The 17,435-nt window shown below is 52.0% G+C and carries 20 protein-coding genes and 1 pseudogene; 13 read left to right on the top strand and 8 right to left on the bottom strand.

Going from position 1 to position 17,435, the window contains the following annotated elements; all coding sequences use genetic code 11:
• The first annotated feature begins 31 nt into the window (after positions 1-31).
• The 5 genes from modB to SLIP_RS10485 all read left to right on the top strand — a co-directional run bounded on the left by modB (position 32) and on the right by SLIP_RS10485 (position 4,388).
• Positions 32-727, top strand: a complete 696-nt coding sequence (modB, locus tag SLIP_RS10505; protein WP_013176267.1) for a molybdate ABC transporter permease subunit — start codon at positions 32-34, stop codon at positions 725-727.
• 3 nt (positions 728-730) lie between these two features.
• Positions 731-1,405: an ATP-binding cassette domain-containing protein gene (locus SLIP_RS10500; protein WP_013176266.1), complete on the top strand. Its 675-nt coding sequence runs from the start codon at positions 731-733 to the stop codon at positions 1,403-1,405.
• Complete coding sequence (locus tag SLIP_RS10495; protein ID WP_013176265.1) at positions 1,393-2,133, top strand: type 1 glutamine amidotransferase; 741 nt, start codon at positions 1,393-1,395, stop codon at positions 2,131-2,133. The genes SLIP_RS10500 and SLIP_RS10495 overlap by 13 nt, the downstream gene beginning before the upstream one ends.
• 477 nt (positions 2,134-2,610) lie before the next feature.
• On the top strand, positions 2,611-4,011 hold the full coding sequence (locus tag SLIP_RS10490) for an ammonium transporter (RefSeq protein ID WP_013176264.1): 1,401 nt from the start codon (positions 2,611-2,613) through the stop codon (positions 4,009-4,011).
• A 38-nt stretch (positions 4,012-4,049) separates the two neighbouring features.
• Positions 4,050-4,388, top strand: a complete 339-nt coding sequence (locus tag SLIP_RS10485) for a P-II family nitrogen regulator (protein ID WP_013176263.1) — start codon at positions 4,050-4,052, stop codon at positions 4,386-4,388.
• Positions 4,389-4,706: 318 nt separating this feature from the next.
• Here SLIP_RS10485 and SLIP_RS13155 read toward each other — a convergent pair whose 3' ends face one another.
• Entirely contained in the window at positions 4,707-4,937 is a 231-nt protein-coding gene (locus SLIP_RS13155) for an amino acid permease C-terminal domain-containing protein (RefSeq protein WP_423218588.1), read from the bottom strand.
• Between the two features lie 154 nt (positions 4,938-5,091).
• Here SLIP_RS13155 and SLIP_RS13060 point away from each other — a divergent pair.
• Positions 5,092-5,172: pseudogene (locus tag SLIP_RS13060) on the top strand (SEC-C metal-binding domain-containing protein); the annotation flags it as partial.
• Between the two features lie 99 nt (positions 5,173-5,271).
• On the top strand, positions 5,272-6,351 hold the full coding sequence (locus tag SLIP_RS13150) for a DUF7309 domain-containing protein (RefSeq protein WP_423218587.1): 1,080 nt from the start codon (positions 5,272-5,274) through the stop codon (positions 6,349-6,351).
• A 307-nt stretch (positions 6,352-6,658) separates the two neighbouring features.
• Here the strand turns inward: SLIP_RS13150 and SLIP_RS12975 are convergent, their stop codons facing one another.
• Entirely contained in the window at positions 6,659-6,838 is a 180-nt protein-coding gene (locus SLIP_RS12975; protein WP_242649167.1) for an amino acid permease C-terminal domain-containing protein, read from the bottom strand.
• On the opposite strand from SLIP_RS12975, the gene SLIP_RS12970 reads away from it, so the two are divergent.
• The gene (locus SLIP_RS12970) at positions 6,786-7,049 is read left to right on the top strand and encodes a hypothetical protein (RefSeq protein ID WP_242649175.1); all 264 of its coding nucleotides are present in this window, start codon (positions 6,786-6,788) and stop codon (positions 7,047-7,049) included. The genes SLIP_RS12975 and SLIP_RS12970 overlap by 53 nt on opposite strands.
• 8 nt (positions 7,050-7,057) lie before the next feature.
• Here SLIP_RS12970 and SLIP_RS10475 read toward each other — a convergent pair whose 3' ends face one another.
• Positions 7,058-8,131: an amino acid permease gene (locus SLIP_RS10475; protein WP_242649105.1), complete on the bottom strand. Its 1,074-nt coding sequence runs from the start codon at positions 8,129-8,131 to the stop codon at positions 7,058-7,060.
• A gap of 222 nt (positions 8,132-8,353) precedes the next feature.
• Positions 8,354-8,572, bottom strand: a complete 219-nt coding sequence (locus tag SLIP_RS10470; RefSeq protein ID WP_013176261.1) for a hypothetical protein — start codon at positions 8,570-8,572, stop codon at positions 8,354-8,356.
• Positions 8,573-8,867: 295 nt separating this feature from the next.
• Between SLIP_RS10470 and SLIP_RS10465 the strand changes: the two genes are divergently transcribed.
• Positions 8,868-9,167 carry a pyridoxamine 5'-phosphate oxidase family protein gene (locus SLIP_RS10465; RefSeq protein ID WP_013176260.1) on the top strand — a complete coding sequence of 100 codons (300 nt, stop codon included), beginning with the start codon at positions 8,868-8,870 and terminating at the stop codon, positions 9,165-9,167.
• 75 nt (positions 9,168-9,242) lie between these two features.
• On the opposite strand, the gene SLIP_RS10460 is transcribed toward SLIP_RS10465, so the two are convergent.
• The 4 genes from SLIP_RS10460 to SLIP_RS10445 all read right to left on the bottom strand — a co-directional run bounded on the left by SLIP_RS10460 (position 9,243) and on the right by SLIP_RS10445 (position 13,097).
• Entirely contained in the window at positions 9,243-9,731 is a 489-nt protein-coding gene (locus SLIP_RS10460; protein WP_013176259.1) for a PaaI family thioesterase, read from the bottom strand.
• Positions 9,732-9,843: 112 nt separating this feature from the next.
• Positions 9,844-11,037: an electron transfer flavoprotein subunit alpha gene (locus SLIP_RS10455; protein WP_242649104.1), complete on the bottom strand. Its 1,194-nt coding sequence runs from the start codon at positions 11,035-11,037 to the stop codon at positions 9,844-9,846.
• 114 nt (positions 11,038-11,151) lie between these two features.
• Positions 11,152-11,934, bottom strand: coding sequence for an electron transfer flavoprotein subunit beta/FixA family protein (locus tag SLIP_RS10450; protein WP_013176257.1), 783 nt, complete (start codon positions 11,932-11,934; stop codon positions 11,152-11,154).
• Positions 11,931-13,097 (bottom strand): acyl-CoA dehydrogenase family protein, encoded by a 1,167-nt coding sequence (locus SLIP_RS10445; protein WP_013176256.1) that lies wholly within the window; start codon positions 13,095-13,097, stop codon positions 11,931-11,933. Before SLIP_RS10445 ends, SLIP_RS10450 begins: the two co-directional genes overlap by 4 nt.
• 400 nt (positions 13,098-13,497) lie before the next feature.
• Between SLIP_RS10445 and SLIP_RS10440 the strand changes: the two genes are divergently transcribed.
• The 4 genes from SLIP_RS10440 (at position 13,498) to cobU (ending at position 17,342) form a co-directional block, all read left to right on the top strand.
• The gene (locus SLIP_RS10440) at positions 13,498-13,698 is read left to right on the top strand and encodes a hypothetical protein (protein ID WP_041433023.1); all 201 of its coding nucleotides are present in this window, start codon (positions 13,498-13,500) and stop codon (positions 13,696-13,698) included.
• A 127-nt stretch (positions 13,699-13,825) separates the two neighbouring features.
• Complete coding sequence (locus SLIP_RS10435; RefSeq protein ID WP_207635772.1) at positions 13,826-15,352, top strand: cobyric acid synthase; 1,527 nt, start codon at positions 13,826-13,828, stop codon at positions 15,350-15,352.
• Between the two features lie 374 nt (positions 15,353-15,726).
• The gene (gene cbiB, locus SLIP_RS10430; RefSeq protein WP_013176254.1) at positions 15,727-16,698 is read left to right on the top strand and encodes an adenosylcobinamide-phosphate synthase CbiB; all 972 of its coding nucleotides are present in this window, start codon (positions 15,727-15,729) and stop codon (positions 16,696-16,698) included.
• A complete protein-coding gene (gene cobU / locus SLIP_RS10425; RefSeq protein WP_013176253.1) occupies positions 16,698-17,342 on the top strand; it encodes a bifunctional adenosylcobinamide kinase/adenosylcobinamide-phosphate guanylyltransferase in 645 nt (214 codons plus the stop codon). Before cbiB ends, cobU begins: the two co-directional genes overlap by 1 nt.
• Positions 17,343-17,435: the final 93 nt, after the last annotated feature.

Raw genomic sequence — 17,435 nt, 5'->3', positions numbered from 1 at the left:
TTTCGTAACTGTTGCCCAAGGGGTTAAGAACATGATGGTTGAAGATGTCTTGATTCCAATCCTCCTATCTTTAAAAATAGTCCTGGTCGCTACGGCGTGTGTTTTTGTGGGGGGCGTGTTCCTGGCTCGTCTGCTGCTAACACAAAACTTTTTTGGAAAGGAAGTAATCGAGTCACTGCTCCTTCTCCCGATGGTGTTGCCCCCGACGGTTACAGGGTTCGGTCTTTTGGTTCTTTTTGGCAAACACGGTCCTTTGGGAGTGCTTACCCGTTTTCTATTCGGAGGACAGGTGCTTTTCACGTGGGGTGCAGCGGTGATAGCTGCCGCGATCGTGGCCTTCCCCCTGATGTACCAGAGCGCCCGAGCAGCTTTTGAAAAGGTTGATGCCAGGCAGGAACAGGCTGCACGAACACTGGGAGCAGGGGAGCTCAGGGTTTTCTTTACGATTACATTGCCACAGGCGTGGCCTGGTATCCTGTCAGGTCTGGTACTAGCGTTCACCCGTGCCTACGGGGAATTCGGCGCAACTCTGATGGTGGCCGGGAATATTCCGGGTAAGACTCAAACCGTTCCCATGGCCATCTACTTCGCGGTGGAATCGGGGAATTACCGTGTTGCCGTTCCCCTGGTAGCAGCCACCGCCTTGATTTCGCTTGGCGCGATACTTTGGTTGAAAATCTGGTTGAAAAGGAAATTCTGGTGTTATACGGAAAGAAAGATGGGATGAAGCATGTTGACTGCCTGTTTCCGTAAAAGGTTGCCTGACTTTACGTTAAACGTCAACTTCGCCGTTGAGGAAGAGGTCCTGGTTTTGGCGGGCCCCTCCGGCTCCGGCAAGACCACCATTCTGGAATGCCTGTGCGGGCTGCAAAAACCGGAGGAAGGCAGAATCCTCCTGAACGACAAGATTTTATATTCATCCGATGCGAGGATCAATCTTCCTCCTTCCGAGCGCGGAATCGGGTATATTTTTCAGGATTATGCTCTTTTTGAACATATGACGGTAAAGGATAATATCCTGTATGGCGTAAAAAGAACCCGCGGTACGGGAAGAGACGAACGGCTTCCTGCGGTTTTGGAACGGATGGGGATCGTCCACCTGATGGACCGCTACCCCATTCAGTTGTCAGGCGGTGAAAGGCAGAGGGTGGCACTGGCCAGGGCGCTGATGACCAGACCTTCGATCCTGTTGCTGGATGAACCGCTGGCGGCCCTGGACAGGCGCTTGCGAGAAAAAATGCGGCAGGAACTGCGGGAGCTGCATCGCGCATGGCAGATCCCTTTTATCCTTGTAACCCATTGCTGCTGTGAAGAGCAGCTGGCGGATAAAATTCTGCGGCCTTTGCAGGGCCCGGATAACGTGAGTTGGGCAGAAAGAAAGGAGGATGTCCTGTGCAAGCATTAGTAGTGCAGCATGTGGCCTGCGAAGGCCCAGGGTTGCTTCAGGATGTACTTGTTGGAAAGGGCTGGGGTCTTGACATCAGGTGCATGGACCAGCCTGGGGCAAATCTGCCGGAAAGCGTGGGGAACCATGATGCCTTCGTGATTCTTGGGGGGCCGATGGGAGCTTACGAGGAAGAGAGTTATCCTTATCTTCTCCGGGTGCAGGAGTTGATACGGGAAGCGGTAGCACTACGCCTACCCGCCCTGGGAATCTGCCTGGGTGGCCAGCTGATTGCCCGGGCGCTGGGAGCAAAAGTGGAGCCGAACCCGGTCAAGGAGATCGGCTGGTACAAGGTTCGCTTGACTTCGGCAGGCCGGCTGGTGCCGCTATTCACTGGCATGCCGCCCGAGTTGTTGGTTTTTCAGTGGCACGGCGATACGTTTGCTTTACCCAAAGGTGCGTTTTTGCTTGCCACCGGTGATTCGTGCTTTAACCAGGCATTCGTCTACGGGGCGCATGCTTACGGCGGTTACGCATGGGCGCTTCAATTCCACCCGGAAATATCCCCAGAAATGATCGAGGAGTGGGTAAAGTTTAATGCCGACGAGCTTGCCGATTTCGGTGGTCCGGGAGCAGCGGACAGAATTCTTCAGGAAACTAGGCTGCGATGGGAAAAGATCCGGCCCTTCCAGGAGCTTTTACTCAATAACGTCGAAGAAGTCTTGCGTGGTACCAGACCCACGAACTGATTTATCGAAATTCTCTAAAGTATACGTGTATACTTGTAAAAAAGGGTTGTATTTCTGAGATAATCGAGTATTATTTTATGTAAATTATTCCATCCGGCGAGGTAGCCGGCTATTGGGATGAGGAAGTCCCCGAAAAATTCGGGGATTTTGCATTTCCACCGTCGGCATTGGCCAAACATTTACACCGGAGTCCGCACAGCAGCGGAACCGGCCAGGCAGTGATGCCCCTGTTTAGGAACGCAGAGGTTCCTAAAACAGGGGTTTTTCACTTTTTAGCATCGCGGCATAAACAGTGAGGTTAGCGATGCTCTGTCAGGGAACGATGGTGTCTCTGACTGAGGTTTGCTTGGGAAAAACCTTGGCCCTGAAAGGGGGGATTTGGAATTAGCGGGCATCATAAAGAATATCGGAAGAAGGGGGGGCTGGATACTCTGTCAATTAATACACGGTGCAATTTGTCTTGAAGGGGGTAAAAAGATGAAAAAGGCGCGAACCTTTCTGTTAATCTTGAATATCCTTCTTGTGGGACTACTCCTTTTCGGCTTTGCCTCGATTGCCCTGGCGGCCGATCCCACCGGAGCGGAAACTTTAAAGGAAAACCCGGAAGCCCCTGTAGACTACGTGTGGGTGCTTGTCTCTGGATTTCTAGTCTTCTTTATGCAGGCGGGATTTGCGATGGTGGAGGCTGGGTTTTGCCGGGCCAAAAATGCTACGAATCTGCTGAGCAAGAACCTGATTGACTTCGTGGTAGCTTCTCTTGCGTTGTTTGCTCTAGGATACGGATTCCTCAAGGGGACGGACGTGGCTGGATTTATAGGAATGGGAAACTGGTTTTTGCATGGGGATTCCTATGATGTGGGAATTTACCTGGATTTCTTCTGGCAGCTTGTGTTCTGTGGTACGGCTGCAACGATCGTTTCCGGAGCGGTTGCCGAGCGGCTTAAGTTCCCTGCTTACTTGATCTACACCTTTTTTGTCAGTCTGATTATTTACCCCATCTATGCCCACTGGGTATGGGGCGGCGGTTGGCTTTCTAAGCTGCCTTTTGGATTGGGGCATTTGGACTTTGCAGGCTCTGGTGTGGTCCATACCATCGGCGGTATGGTTGGCCTGGCTGGTGCCATGGTACTCGGGCCGCGGTTCGGCAAGTACGGGCGTGACGGCAAACCGCGCCCCATTATTGGACATAATATGGCGCTCGCCGCGCTGGGTACCTTCATTCTGTGGTTTGGTTGGTTCGGGTTTAACCCGGGCAGCACTTTCAGCGCGCACCACCTCAGGATCGCTGTTGTGGCCGTAAATACGAACCTTGCAGCGGCGGCAGGTGCCCTGACGGCACTCATTACCGTTTACGTCAAAACCCGGAAGTGGGACCTGGGCATGGCCTTGAACGGTACCCTGGGCGGTCTTGTAGCCATTACGGCGCCTGCAGCCTGGGTAGAGGCCTGGGCAGCCGTGGTTATCGGAGTGATTGCAGGGCTTATTGTTGTGGGAGGAGTATACTTTTTGGAATCCCGGGGGGTCGACGACCCTGTGGGCGCGGTGAGCGTTCATGGTTTCAACGGGATCTGGGGCCTGTTAAGCGTCGGATTATTTGCAGACGGTACTTACGGTGTTTATTCAATCGAAAAGCCCTTCGTTACCGGACTCTTCTACGGCGGAGGTTTCGGCCAACTAATCGCCCAGCTCATCGGTGTAGTGGTTGTGGTGGTATGGGCTTTCGGATTAGGTTATATACTGTTCAAAGTGATGGATATGATCTTCGGCATCAGGGTATCTCCTGAGGAGGAATTGGCTGGTCTGGATGTCCTGGAGCATGGGACTCCTGCCTATCCGGAGTTTCAACACCGGCGCACGACTCTGATAAATGCATCGTAAGGGTTTGAAATCAAATATGGGAGAAAGGAGGGCTTTTCTTGTTTAAGTTAGAAATCATCGTCCGAGAAGAAAAACTTGAGGAAGTCATTGAAGCACTCGGCGAAGTCGGTTACCCAGGGCTCTCGATTGCCTCAATCGAGGGGCGGGGTCAGCAAAAGGGGTTGCAGGAGCAATTCCGTGGGCGTGCTTACACGATTCCCTTTCTTCCCAAGAGAAAGATAGAGGTTTTAATCAGGGAAAACGATCTGGAAAGGGTTAAAGAGACTGTAATCAAAGCAGCCAGAACCGGAGAGCCCGGTGATGGAAAGATCTTCATCACGCCGGTAGTGGATGTAATTAGAATTCGCACCGGAGAGACGGGGGAGAGCGCGATCTAAGCGGTTCCCGGTTTCAGCCGACCCGCCAATCTAACACGACTTAACCGATCAAAATGGTGGGTGGTCAGGTGTTAAGATACCTGGTGTCAGGAATGGCAATGGGTGGGCTTGTCACCATTCGAGGTAATCAATGGTCTACAAGTACCGTCGGCCGTGTGCCCAATTGGTGCTGATTTCAAGGATCACTGCCCCAATTAGCCTTGGGGTGACTCCCGCCTCAGAAGAGGCGCGGATTACTATTACATCGACAACAGTAAAAAGGCACCTCGATTTTGGTGGTGGAAGGCGTTGACTGCGATTATAACTACAAGAAGTATTTCAGGGCCGGTGTTTGAAGACCGGCCTGATTTGTTTGTAGCCGGACGAAAACTCGGCCATTAGATTAAGGCGGCTGTGTTTGTAGTTATACCCTAGATAAACCGCGACTCCTATTGCCAGCCAAGCCAGGAACCTCACCCAGGTCAGGGGCGAAAGGTTGAGGGCGAGGTATGCGGACACGAGGGCCGAAAGAAAGGAAAGGTAGGGACTGAAGGGGACGCGGAAAGGCAGCTTTTCGGGTGGGAAGGAATTGCTGAATCGTGAACCTAGATTTGACAGAATTCGGTTTCAGGGACAATTTTGATGGGGGAATCGGGTATAATGGAAGCGAAAAGTTATGTGCATCAGGAAGTAGACTGTCAAGATCAGGTCGGCGTCAGGAGGTAATAAAGTGGGAAAGATAGGGCGTAACGAGCCTTGCCCATGCGGTTCGGGTAAAAAGTACAAGAACTGCTGCTTGAAGCAGGAGGAGGAGAGGCAGGAAACGGTCGTTCAAACAGGGGAGTTCGGGGAGCAGCTAAGCCTGTTTGAAAATTTGTGGGAGAAGAAGCTGGAGGAGTGCTTGATGGACCTTATGGAAGGACAGGCAAGCGAAGAATATCAAGCGACGGTGGGAATGGCTGAGGCCAGGCTGGATGAAAAGATTAATCCGCAGGTAATGGACGGTTTGGTTAAGGCTTTTTTGAGGTTCGTGGAGCTAAAGCCCTGGGAGTGGATGAGCGACATAGATCTTTTTGCCGTCCAGGTTCCCGGCGAGGAAGAGCTCACTTATGCGTGTATTCTCGGCAATGCGGGAGTTGTATTCGGATTGGCCATATACCCTGGAGACGACGGTATTCAGTATTACCTTCGGCAGCGGGCAGTAGAGGGAAAGGGGCATTTGAGTATGTTCGAGGATCTAGGGCCCAGCCTTCTGCTCAGCTTGGGTAATCGGGACGAGCTTTTGCCCGAGGAACGGAAGGTTTACAAGGAACTGGACTACAGGTTCCGGGGCCGGGAAGCCTGGCCGGTTTTCCGAAGCTACAGGCCGGGTTATTATGTGTGGAAACTGACTGCCGATGAAATGCTGCTAGCAACCGCGGTTTTAGAACAGAGCATCCAATTTGCCCTGCACTGCAAGAAACACCGTCGCCAGTGGAACAACAAGATAGAGCAGGATAAGATACCGTGGTGTGTGGCGGGCTGTAGCCTGGAGGAAATGGAGAAGAAACTGCGGTGGACGCCCTTGCCGGAGGTGCGGCATAAAATTGAAATTATACCAGCCGATGAGATCCTGCTCAAAAAGGTGAGAAAGGAAGTACCTCTTTGTCAAGGGATATGGGAGCTCGACTGGTTTTACAGTCCCATGCCGGTACAGGAGAGCAAGCACCATGTTCCGGTGCGGCCGTTGATGTTAGCTATATGCGATCACGAGACCGGCTTAATGCTGGATTTTAACTTAGTCTACCGTGAGCAAGCGGATATTGCAGGGTTTGTGGTCAAAACCATCAGGGGTCTTAGGCGGCGTCCCAGGGTGGTCATGGTCAGCGATCCCCTAAAGGTTTTGGCGGTCTCAAAGCTGTTTTCGTTGCTGGGGTGTGAGGTGTGCGTTGCCGATTACATGATGATGGACGATTTCAAGGATACGCTTCTGGAAATGGACTAGTGGGGCCACGGAAGGGGACTTAAACTAGGTCCGGAATGCATTTGCAGAAACCCCAGCGAGACCAGCCTCTGCGAGGTTTCAAGCCGGGTCGATTTTCCGATCCTGCTAGGGTTCATAACTGAAAAAGCCGTTGGACCGTCGCTCCCCTGATCCAGCGCAAGGATGCTAAAAGGGGATTGAAATCCGACAGTGTATTCGTATTTGCGTTTAACTCTTTAATACACGGGCTGAAGAAAGCAGGTATAAAGATACAGGGGCAACGGTCTTGCTTCACGAAGAGAGCACAATTATAATTACGCGAAATATCTCAGGGCCGGCGTTTAAAGACCGGACGGATTTGTGTGCGCGCGGATGACAATTCATTGGTTTGGTTTAATAGGCTGTATTTATAGCCATACCCAAAGTAGATAACGATTCCTAATGCAAGCCACACCGTGAACCTTATCCAGGTCAGGCGTGAAAGATTGAAGGCCAGGTATGCGGACACAAGGGCTGAAAGAACAGGAAGATATGGACTAAACGGAGTGTGGAATGGCAGCTTTTCAGGAGAGATCTTCTTTTCCAGGGCTAGAACCGCCAGAGAGGTAATGAAAAAGGCACTGAGTATTCCGATGTTGGCCATTTCGGCTATAGTGGCTATGGGGAGGAAGCCGCCTACTAGGGAGACGAAGAGTCCGACCCCGATGGTTATGCGGTAGGGACTTTGCTAAACAGCGTGTACGGCAGCCAGCCATGACGGCAGTAGGCCATCCCGTGCCATGGCGAACAATATACGGCTCTGCGCGAATATGGTGGCAAAGAGGACGCTCGCAAGGCCGGCCAGGGCGCCTAGGGAAACCAGGAGTGAGCCCCAGCGGATCCCTGCCACAAGCAGGGCCTGCGCGATAGGAGCAGCTGTGTCAAGGTACTTGTAGCTGACGAGACCGGTCAGCACAAGGGCCACTAAGATGTATAGTATGGTGGATATGCCAAGCGAAGCGATGATCCCTACAGGAAGGTTGCGCTGCGGGTCCTTGACTTCTTCGGCTGCGGTAGCCACGGCATCGAACCCTATATAGGCAAAAAAGACAACGGCAGCACCCTTGATGGCACCCAGTACGCCTAGGGGGAAAAAAGGCTGCCAGTTAGACGGGTTGATTCGAGACGCGCCTACTGCTAGGAAAACTAGTACTACGCTTAATTTAATCATAACTACAACTCTATTGAAGACAGCACCTTGCCGAGCCCCGCGTATCAAGAAATAGGTCATGAAGAGAGGGAGCAGGATTGCAGGAAGATTGATAATGCCTCCCTGGGCTGGCGAAGACATAATCCCGGCTGGCAGGTAAATCCGGGCGGCGGCGAGGAGGCTGGCGAGGTAAGCAGACCAGCCCGAAGCGACTGCTCCGGCAGCTACTCCGTATCCCAAGACAAGACTCCAACCTACCATCCATGCTAGAAACTCGCCCAATGTAACGTAGGCGTACGTATAGGCACTGCCGGCTGAGGGTACGGCGGCTGCCATCTCCGCATACACCAGTGCTGCTAGGGCAGCCGCAAAACCGGAAGTTACAAAGGACAAGACCACGGCCGGGCCAGCGTAGCGGGCAGCAGCGATTCCGGTCAGGACAAATATCCCGGTTCCGATTGTAGCCCCTATTCCCAGAGCGGTCAGATCCAGAACCCCCAGGCTTTTGGAGAGATTACGGTAAGCAGGGTCGTTTTGTTTCCGGAAATCTATCTGCTTGCAGCGCATAATGCTCAGTTTAACCACCTCTTCTAGCCTTGTTTTGCCCGGCATCAGCAATAATATTCAGGAAGTTTTTCATGCCGCGCAAAAGTCCGAATGATGGTTTTGGCGATGATGTCAAAAGGGGGTTTTTCTCCGTTCCTGTGTGATAGGTTTCCCGGGATCCATGATTTCAGGGCTTCTACGGGGGCGTTGGTGGGAAACTGAGATAAGGCTTGGAAATGAGCACAGCGTGACAGGAAAGCGGCTCCCCGTCACGCTGTAAAGGGCAGGTCAGTCCTCGATGTAGTAGCGGGCGTTGCAGCCCGGGCATTCGATGTATTCGCCTTTATCGTCTTGGTGGAGACAACCTTCGCCTACCGTAACCACTTCTTTACCCTGGGCATCTACCGAGGTCATGTTCATGTCCGGGCAGTAAACCCACTCCCCGCAGTTCTCACAGTACAGGTCCTCCGTTAAAACCTTCTGCTTCTTTACCCGATATTCGGCCACCCTCATCCCTCCCTCGCTTGATGATTAAACAATACTCCCGTGTGACCTATTTCGCGACGGCAACCGAAAATCCTGCTCGAGTTTTGGATAGACGGAGATACGGTTAAATGCCCGGGGCAGCAGCATCTCTCAAGACAGTTCAATATCAATCACTATGAGGTCTGTTTCAATTGTCGGCTTACAACCAACCTGGATCATCGATGATAACTTAATAATTTTTGCAAGAGGACAATTGTTTATACTATAATTAGCATTATGAGACATATTAATATTCTGGCGAGGGAGGTGAAACGGGTTGTTGACTCAAGAAATCAAAGATGTTGTTACCCAGTCGCCTTTCATTCCGATCACCACGGTCTCCAAGGATGGACAACCCCACCTGATCGTGGCAGGTAAAGTAAAAGAGATTAGGGGCGACGACACCTTGGTTTTCGGTGTTTACAAGATGGTAAAGACCAGACAGAACCTAGCCGAAACCGGAATCATGCAAGCAGTAGCAGTAGTCGGCAAAAAGGGTTACCGTTTCAGTGGGAAAGGGTACTCGGAAGACAAAGAAGTCATCTTAAAAGTGGAAAAGGTGGATTCGCTGCTGTAAGAGCAGCAACGAGCTGATGAACCTTAGAATAGAGCTGTCCTCGGGTACAGCTCTTTTTTGTACTGTCTTTGCTAGTTATGACAAGAACTTAGGAGGCAAGGGATCAGACTCTAAAAAAGAAACTACGTCGGCCGAAATTGATCTTCCGGCAAGCACGATCATTTTCGAGTTACCTCGAGCTATTAACTTGCCATCTTGATCGTTTACTGAGGCCAAAGCTAGGCATACCGTCTTACCACAGCGGATACTTTTCCCTTCAACTACTAGTCTTCCTTTCTGGGCCGGCGCGACAAAATCTACGGTAACATCGAGGCTAGTAATACCTATTTCTTCCGGCAAATCACAGTAAACGGCCCAGTAGGCAGCGGTGTCGATGAGCGAAGCGCAAAGCCCACCGTGCACGCTGCCAAAGGGATTAAAGTGTTTTCTTTCCAGGTCTACTTCAAGACGGCAAAAGCCTTTACCTAGGGCACACATCCTCATGGACAACAATTGAAAGTATGGACTGCGGTTCAAAAGAGGGATCAGCGCTTCAATATGGCGCAGATTAACCGTTCTGCTCATGGCCAGACCCTCCGAGGGCAAGATTTGTGAGATAATTATAACCTGTTTCTCACACATCTGGCACAAAAAACTATAAGAAAATTGCTTCTATACCTCTAAGGAATATCCACGCTCAAACCTCCAAATTGGAGAGCTTGTTGATCAAACGGGGCACTATTTCAAACAGGTCACCGACAAGCCCGTAATCAGCAACCTTGAAGATTGGAGCCCTTGGATCCTTGTTGATGGCGACGATAGTACTTGCAGACTGTATGCCTACCAGGTGTTGTACGGTACCCGAAATACCGCAGGCTATGTACAGCCTGGGGGCTACGATTTTGCCGGTTTGTCCTACCTGGTATTCGGACGATATCCACCCTTCATCCACCGGGCCTCGAGAAACCGCAAGCTGCCCGCCCAAAACCTGGGCCAGTTGCTCCAGGAGCTTTAGCCCCTTGGATCCGCCAACACCGCGTCCCCCGGCTACGATGATGTCGGCTTCCTCGAGTCTTACAACAGGCTTGCTCGAAGGGATGAATCCCAGGATATTCGACAAGCGAAACCGCGGCTCTGGACATGGTAAATCTATAATTTCTCCTGCCCGTGAGTAATCGGCAGAAGGCTTCTTGATAACTCCTGAGCGGACCGTGGCCAGCTGAGGCCTGTGGTTAGGGGTGAGGATGGTGGCCATAATGTTTCCGCCGAAAGCGGGCCGGGTTTGCAGGAGATGCCCGGTGGAAGGTTCTATAGCAAGGCCGGTGCAGTCGGCGGTTAATCCGGTTCGCAGCCTGGCGGCCACACGGGGAGCCAAGTCCCGACCGTTATACGTGGCACCGAATAGTATAACTGAGGGATGATAACGCTTGGCCAATTCAACGACTGCTGCTGTATATAACCCGGTTTCGTAGTATTTCAGCTCTCGAGAAGAAATCCTCCATACCTTATCGGCGCCATGGGCGATAGCTATCTCAGCCAAACCTTCAAGTTCATCGCCGATTAAAATGCCGGCCACGTTCTCTTTGCGGGTATCGGCCAGTTCTCTGGCAATACCTAGTAACTCAAGGCTAACCTGTTTAATCTGGTTATCTGAGATTTCCAGCCAGACCCACACGTCTTCAGCCTCAGAGGCAACCTTCGCTTTCGTTTCGGGACGCGTAATCACGATAGCCCCAACTGGGCAATCGTGGGCGCAGGACCCACAAAGGGTACAGGTATCCGAAACCACTGGCACGTTGTTAACCAGGGTGATAGAGCCAAAAGGACACGTTTCGACACAAATACCACAACCTATGCACAAAGTCTCGTCTATGGTAATCAAGTTACTCACCTTCTATCTCCGTAGTTTCTAAAACCCGAATTCTCCAAACCGGGCGTTGACGCAGGCCGTGGATTCACACAGGCAGGGGCCAAAATCGAGTGTCGCCTGTGGCTGGGTTAATGCTCAGGAGACGCCTTGTTCGGTTAAGATACTGAACAGCCAGTCACTTAGATCCTGTGGACCTCCTTGGCGGATTTGCCCTCGCCGGGAATGGTCAGGATAAAAAATCCTACGCACTTGCGTCGGAGAGCCAGCCAGTCCCACGCGTTCCCGGTAAACCATGATATCATTCTTAGTCCAGACCGTAACGTGTGCTCGATTGGCGGCCATTCTTCCCTTTATGGTCGGCAGCCTGGGTTCGTTGATGTTCTTGGTGACAGTTACCAAGGCAGGGAGAGAAGCATGTACCTCTAGATGACCGCCTTCTTGCTCCCGCCACGCGCGTATGTCGTTGCCTTCTATAATGACACGATCCACGCCCGTCAGCTGAGGAATACCCAACCATTCCGCCAGTTCAGGGCCTACCTGGGCGGTATCACCGTCTACCGCTTGTTTACCACAGATAACTAACGCAAAAGGCTGCAATTGTCTTATGGCTGCAGCCAGTGTATAGGAGGTTGCTAAAGTGTCTGATCCCCGAAAGGCGGGGTCGGAGAGGAGAATGGCCTCGTCAGCTCCCATCGCCAGGGCGTCACGCAGGCACTCTTCTGCTGACGGCGGGCCCATAGAAATGGCGACTACTCTTCCACCGAATTTTTCCTGCAGGTCAAAAGCGGTTTCCAGAGCATGAAGATCATAAGGGTTCATGATAGACGGGACGCCTTCGCGCAGAAGGTTGTTGGTTTGACGGTCTAATTTTATATCAGATGTGTTCGGAACTTGCTTGATACATACAATCCATTTCATCGACTTACACCCCCGCCCAACAAATTCCTAGCGATGATGTCCAGCTGGATCTGCGTGGTGCCCCCGCCAATCTCTAGGATTTTATAATCTCTGAGCGAACGCTCAAGCGGATACTCTTTCATCATCCCATTGGCGCCGTGGATCTGCACGGCATAATCGGCGTTTTTCTTCAGAGCCTGGGCCAGGAAGTATTTGGCCGATGAGGCCTCGATTGGGGCCGGGACCATGCCCTGATCTATCATCCATGCCACCCGGTAGCACATAAGCTTCGCTGCGTCCAGTTCTACCTTCATTTCAGCCAGCATGTGCTGGATAGCCTGAAATTCCGCGATTGGCCGCTTGAACTGTATCCTTTCTCTGGCGTACTTGATGCAAGTTTGGAGGTTATAGTCCATCACTCCAAGAAAGAACGAAAAGTTGGCTCGTTCCCATTCGAGAATCTGGTGGGCTACTATCTTAAACCCTTCACCCTCGGCACCGAGCAGGTTTTCTGCGGGAACTTCGCAGTCGCTGAAGATGAGCTCTGAGGTAGGGGAACTGCGGACTCCGAGCTTATTTAGCTTCTTGCCTCGAGAAAATCCAGGGAAAGAACTTTCCACCAAGAAAACGCTGATACCACGGGGTCCCATATCAGGATTGGTAGAGACAAAAACCAGGCACAGGTCAGCAATCGGCCCGTTGGTAACAAATGACTTAGTGCCATTTAGGATGTAATAATCACCCCGGCGGACGGCTTGGGTTCTAATGCTGCCAGCATCCGACCCGGCATCCGGTTCGGTTAGGCAGAAGGCGCATATAAGGTCGCCGTTGGCAATCCGAGGCAGGTAGCGCTTCTTTTGTTCTTCGGTACCGAATTTGATAAGGGCTACCGAACCGAGAACCATGCTGACTGCCCAGGATAACAGGTGACCGGCAGCAGCTCCACCGCGTCCCGCTGCTTCCAAGCACATGTAAGTGTCGAGGGCCCCTAATCCGGCACCTCCGTAACCGGTAGGAATCGGGAGGCCGCAATAGCCGAGCGAAGCCATTTTTCGCCATATGGGCGTTGGTATGAACTCTTGCTTCTCGTCGCACTCTGCAGCGATAGGGGCAAGATAACGGCGGGAAAATTCCTCAATATCTTTCATCAAGGTCTTTTGATCAAGCGACAATGCAAAATCCACTGGTCTTACCTCCCCCACTGAAAAGAGTTAGGATAGCACCGCTGGATAAACCTCTATCTATTTCGGTTTTCCAGCTATTTGGTTAATGAAGCCTTGTAAACCGACTTGCTACATAGTCACCTCCTGTTTTTCGATTTGGTTAAGGAAGCCCCCAGTGGATTTTCTCCAGGCTACACTTGATATCCTGCTAGACCTAGGGCGCTGTCTGCGCATGGCCCAGCGAGTTGCAACTTTGTGGAGTGCGGGTGCGAGCGATTGGTCCTAATTTTAGCTTGTTACTCCGCCTAAAGCAGGCTATTATTATATCAGCAAAGCTAGGAAAGAATACCTGCTGTATAGCGGTGCTGGTATTCTCCCAAGTACTATGTTGAATCGTTTGATTTAGTTGGGATGTGGGGTGATGGGATTGGAATGCAGGTACCATCCGGGAGAAGAGACCTGTGAACAGTGCAAGCTGTGCTGGACACCGATATGTTTGGAGTGCCTAGATATGGCCTTGAGCGTAGGGTACAGTCAGGTATGTCCTAAATGTTTGAGGGCCTTGGGAATAGAGTTTGAAGACATCATAATACCGCCAAGGGGTAGGATTTCCGATCAGTAGAGCTGGCTATGGTCAGTTTTGTAAAGGCAACCTTTTAGTATTGAGCTTTCTAAGGGGTAGAACAGAGAGAGAACTGCGTGATCAAGATGGCTGAGGGAGGGTGTACTCGATATTGGCCAAGAACATAATGGTACAGGGAACCGGCTCTTCCGTGGGCAAGAGCCTTATCGTTGCCGGTTTGTGCCGGATACTTAAGAGCGCCGGTTACAAAGTGGCTCCATTCAAAGCTCAGAACATGTCCCTGAACTCCTATATCACCGCTGAAGGGGGAGAAATGGGTCGGGCTCAGGTCGTGCAGGCCGAAGCCAGCGGGATCGAACCCTCGGTTTTGATGAACCCAATATTGATTAAACCTACCGGGGACATGAGTAGCCAGGTAATAGTTTTGGGGAAAGTTTACTGGCAGCTAGGGGCCGAAGAGTATTATAAAGTGGTTCCAGAACTAGTAGAAACGGTGAGACGAGCCTATCAAGAACTGGCAGCCCAGTACGATGTCATAGTTTTGGAGGGGGCCGGCAGCCCTGCCGAGATAAACCTCTATCACCGGGATGTGGTTAACATGGGTATGGCTCGGATGGTAGACGCCCCGGTAGTCCTGGTAGGGGATATCGAAAAAGGTGGGGTTTTTGCATCAATTTTTGGTACAGTTTCGCTGCTCCCTGAGGAAGACCGGAAACGGGTCAAGGGTTGGGTTATCAACAAATTCAGGGGATCATTACCTATACTCGAACCGGGGATAAAGGATCTGGAACGGATGATGGGCATCCCCTGCCTAGGAGTGATACCGCACGTTAAGCTTGCTTTAGATGAAGAGGACGGAGCGATAGAACTCTTGGACAACCGTACGGCTATACCGGTTTTCAGAATGGACGAGACAGGGCAAAACACGGTGGTAGCCGTCATCCGCTTGCCTCATATTTCCAATTTCACCGACTTCGATGTTTTTGCTCACCTCCCTGATACCTCTGTGGTTTATGCCAATCATCCTTCCCAGCTGGAGAACGCCGATATCGTGATCCTGCCCGGGAGTAAGAATACCATCGGTGACCTGACTTACCTTGAAAACGCCGGGTTTGTAGAGGCTATCATGAGGCATTACCGTGAAGGCGGTTTCATTATAGGGGTGTGCGGCGGTTACCAGATGCTGGGCAAAGAGATACACGATCCTCACCATACGGAGAGCCAGCAAGAGAAGATAAAAGGATTAGGATTTTTAGACATTGTGACCGTTTTTGCGCCGCAGAAGACAACGGCTCAGGTGCAGGGCCATTTCTTGCCTTCCGGCTGTCCGTGGACGAAAAAACTAGCCCGGCGGCATTTCCGGGGCTACGAAATTCACATGGGGGTGAGTCATTTGGGCCCGGAAGCGAGGCCGCTATTGTGCTGTGTCAAAAACGATGGCTCTCTCTACGAAGACGGGACTTTCAGTACTGATGGCCGGGTGCTGGGGAGCTACGTGCATGGTCTTTTCGATGACCCGGTCATAGCCGCTGAGATCGTTAACCATGTCCGGCGCAGCCGCGGGTGGCAGGAGATAAGTTGCGGTAGTTTAGACTACCGGTCGGCGAAGGAACGGGAATACCAGCGATGGGCCGATATCGTGGCTGCCAGCCTGGACATGGACCGGGTTTTTGAATTGATTTTTAGACGCTGATTAACGAAAAATTTGAGTAACGGCCACAGATGCACACAGATGAGCACAGATTTGCACAGATGTTTGTTAGACGCTGATTAACGCAGAAAGACCCAGGACTGCCCTGTAGGTAAGGCGCAGACCTCTATGAAGCTTAACAGTGTTACCACTAGAGAACGAAAATGAGAGGGTGTTGGGCTGGCGAGTCATACGTTACTCGATTCGGCTAACACTCGTCTCAATTCTGAGTTATCTGTGTGCATCTGCCCGGCACTCAACGGACCCAAAGCCATTGTGTTGCCCGGTAAGGGCTCAATGTCAAGGTTCGTTGTTGAGCTTCAGGTTGAGTGCCGGGTCTGTGTTAATCTGTGGCTCATGCAGGGAGAAGGGTTTTCATGTTTTCTACTGCCATGGCCCATCTCATAGCCGGGTACCTGCTGGATATTTTCTTAGGTGATCCCCGGTGGATGCCGCACCCGGTTAGGTTATTGGGAAGAGTCATAGCCCGGGCGGAAGGCCTACTGCGCCGGGTATTTCCACCGTCCCCAGGGGGCGAGCGGTTAGCAGGAGTGATTTTAACGGTAAGTGTAGTGGGTTTCGCTTATTTTTCGGTGGCCTTCTTGCTATTTTGTGCTGGCCGTATCCATCCCTGGCTTTTTCACGGTTTAAGCGTGTGGATTGTTTACACCGTACTGGCTACCCGCAGTCTGGACCAGGAAACGCGGGTGGTTTACCGGGAACTCGTAAGAGGGGATTTGCAGCGGGCGAGGAAGCTGGTGGCGAATGTGGTGGGCAGGGACACAGCGGAGCTCGACGAGAACGAGGTGGCCAGGGCGGCGGTCGAAACCATAGCTGAGAATACGGTAGACGCTGTGGTTTCTCCTATTTTTTTTCTGGCCTTAGGTGGACCGGCCTTGGGTATCGCTTACAAGGCAGTAAGCACCTTGGACTCGATGGTGGGGTACAAAAATGAGCGTTACTTGTACTTAGGCTGGGCTTCAGCCCGCCTGGATGACCTGGCGAATTTTATTCCTGCCCGTTTAACTGGTTGGCTGTTGGTACCTTTGTCGGCTCTTGTGAGCGGGCAGGATTTTCTGTTAAGCGTGAAAACGGTAAAGAGGGATCGCGCAAAGCACGAAAGCCCTAACAGCGCTCACCCAGAATCGGCTTTTGCCGGGGCCCTGAGGGTACAGCTGGGGGGACCTTGCCGCTACCAGGGGCGACTGGTAGAACACCCGGTCATCGGGTCAGGGTTAGGTGCGGTACAACCGAAACATATACCGAAAGCCATCTTACTCATGTACATAACGTCACTTTTGGCTTTAAGTTTTGGTCTTGGTCTCATTGGGATAAGGGAGGGTTGGTAGTGTCAAAGGGGGAGCAGCGTCCTTTTGGTCTTGAAGGCAGTGACCGTTTGTTTTTGCCGGCACCCAAGAGGCAGGAGGCGAAAACGGAAAACCGGCTGGTCTTGGTGACCGGAGGGGCGCGGAGCGGGAAAAGCAGGTGGGCCGAGTATCTTTTGCAGGAACAAGGAGGCGGGGTCTTGTACGTCGCCACCGCTCTGCCCATCGACGAAGAGATGCAAGACCGTATAAACAGGCACAGGACGAGGAGGCCACCGCACTGGCGGACCCTAGAAGGATACTCCGGGCTGGCTCGTCTCATCCGGGAGACCCGGCTGTTCAGAGAAGCAGTTCTGCTCGACTGCCTCACCATAATGGTGACCAACCTGCTTTTGGATGCGGTGAAGGACTTTGACCGCGTAACCCCGCAAGAAGCGGAAACCGTGGAGAAAGCTATTGAGCAGGAAGTTGTGTCATTGGTCAAAGCCTTACGCGAGATAGAAAGCACCGCGGTAATCGTGACCAATGAAGTGGGTATGGGCTTGGTTCCCGATAACCCGTTAGGTCGTTTATTTCGCGATGTTTGCGGCAGGATGAACCAGTTAGTTGCCGCGGAAGCGGATGAAGTATACCTGGTGGTCTGCGGCATCCCCGTCCGGATAAAATAGCACAGAGCACTAGCACACGGGGACGGTTCCTTTGTGCCTACTTGACCAAGTAGGCACAAAGGAACCGTCCCCGTGATCGAGAAGAAGTATACT

The organism is Syntrophothermus lipocalidus DSM 12680, from assembly GCF_000092405.1.
Classification (GTDB): domain Bacteria; phylum Bacillota; class Syntrophomonadia; order Syntrophomonadales; family Syntrophothermaceae; genus Syntrophothermus; species Syntrophothermus lipocalidus.
The sequence above is the reverse complement of the archived record's forward strand: the minus strand, read 5'-3'. Positions and strand labels throughout refer to the sequence as shown.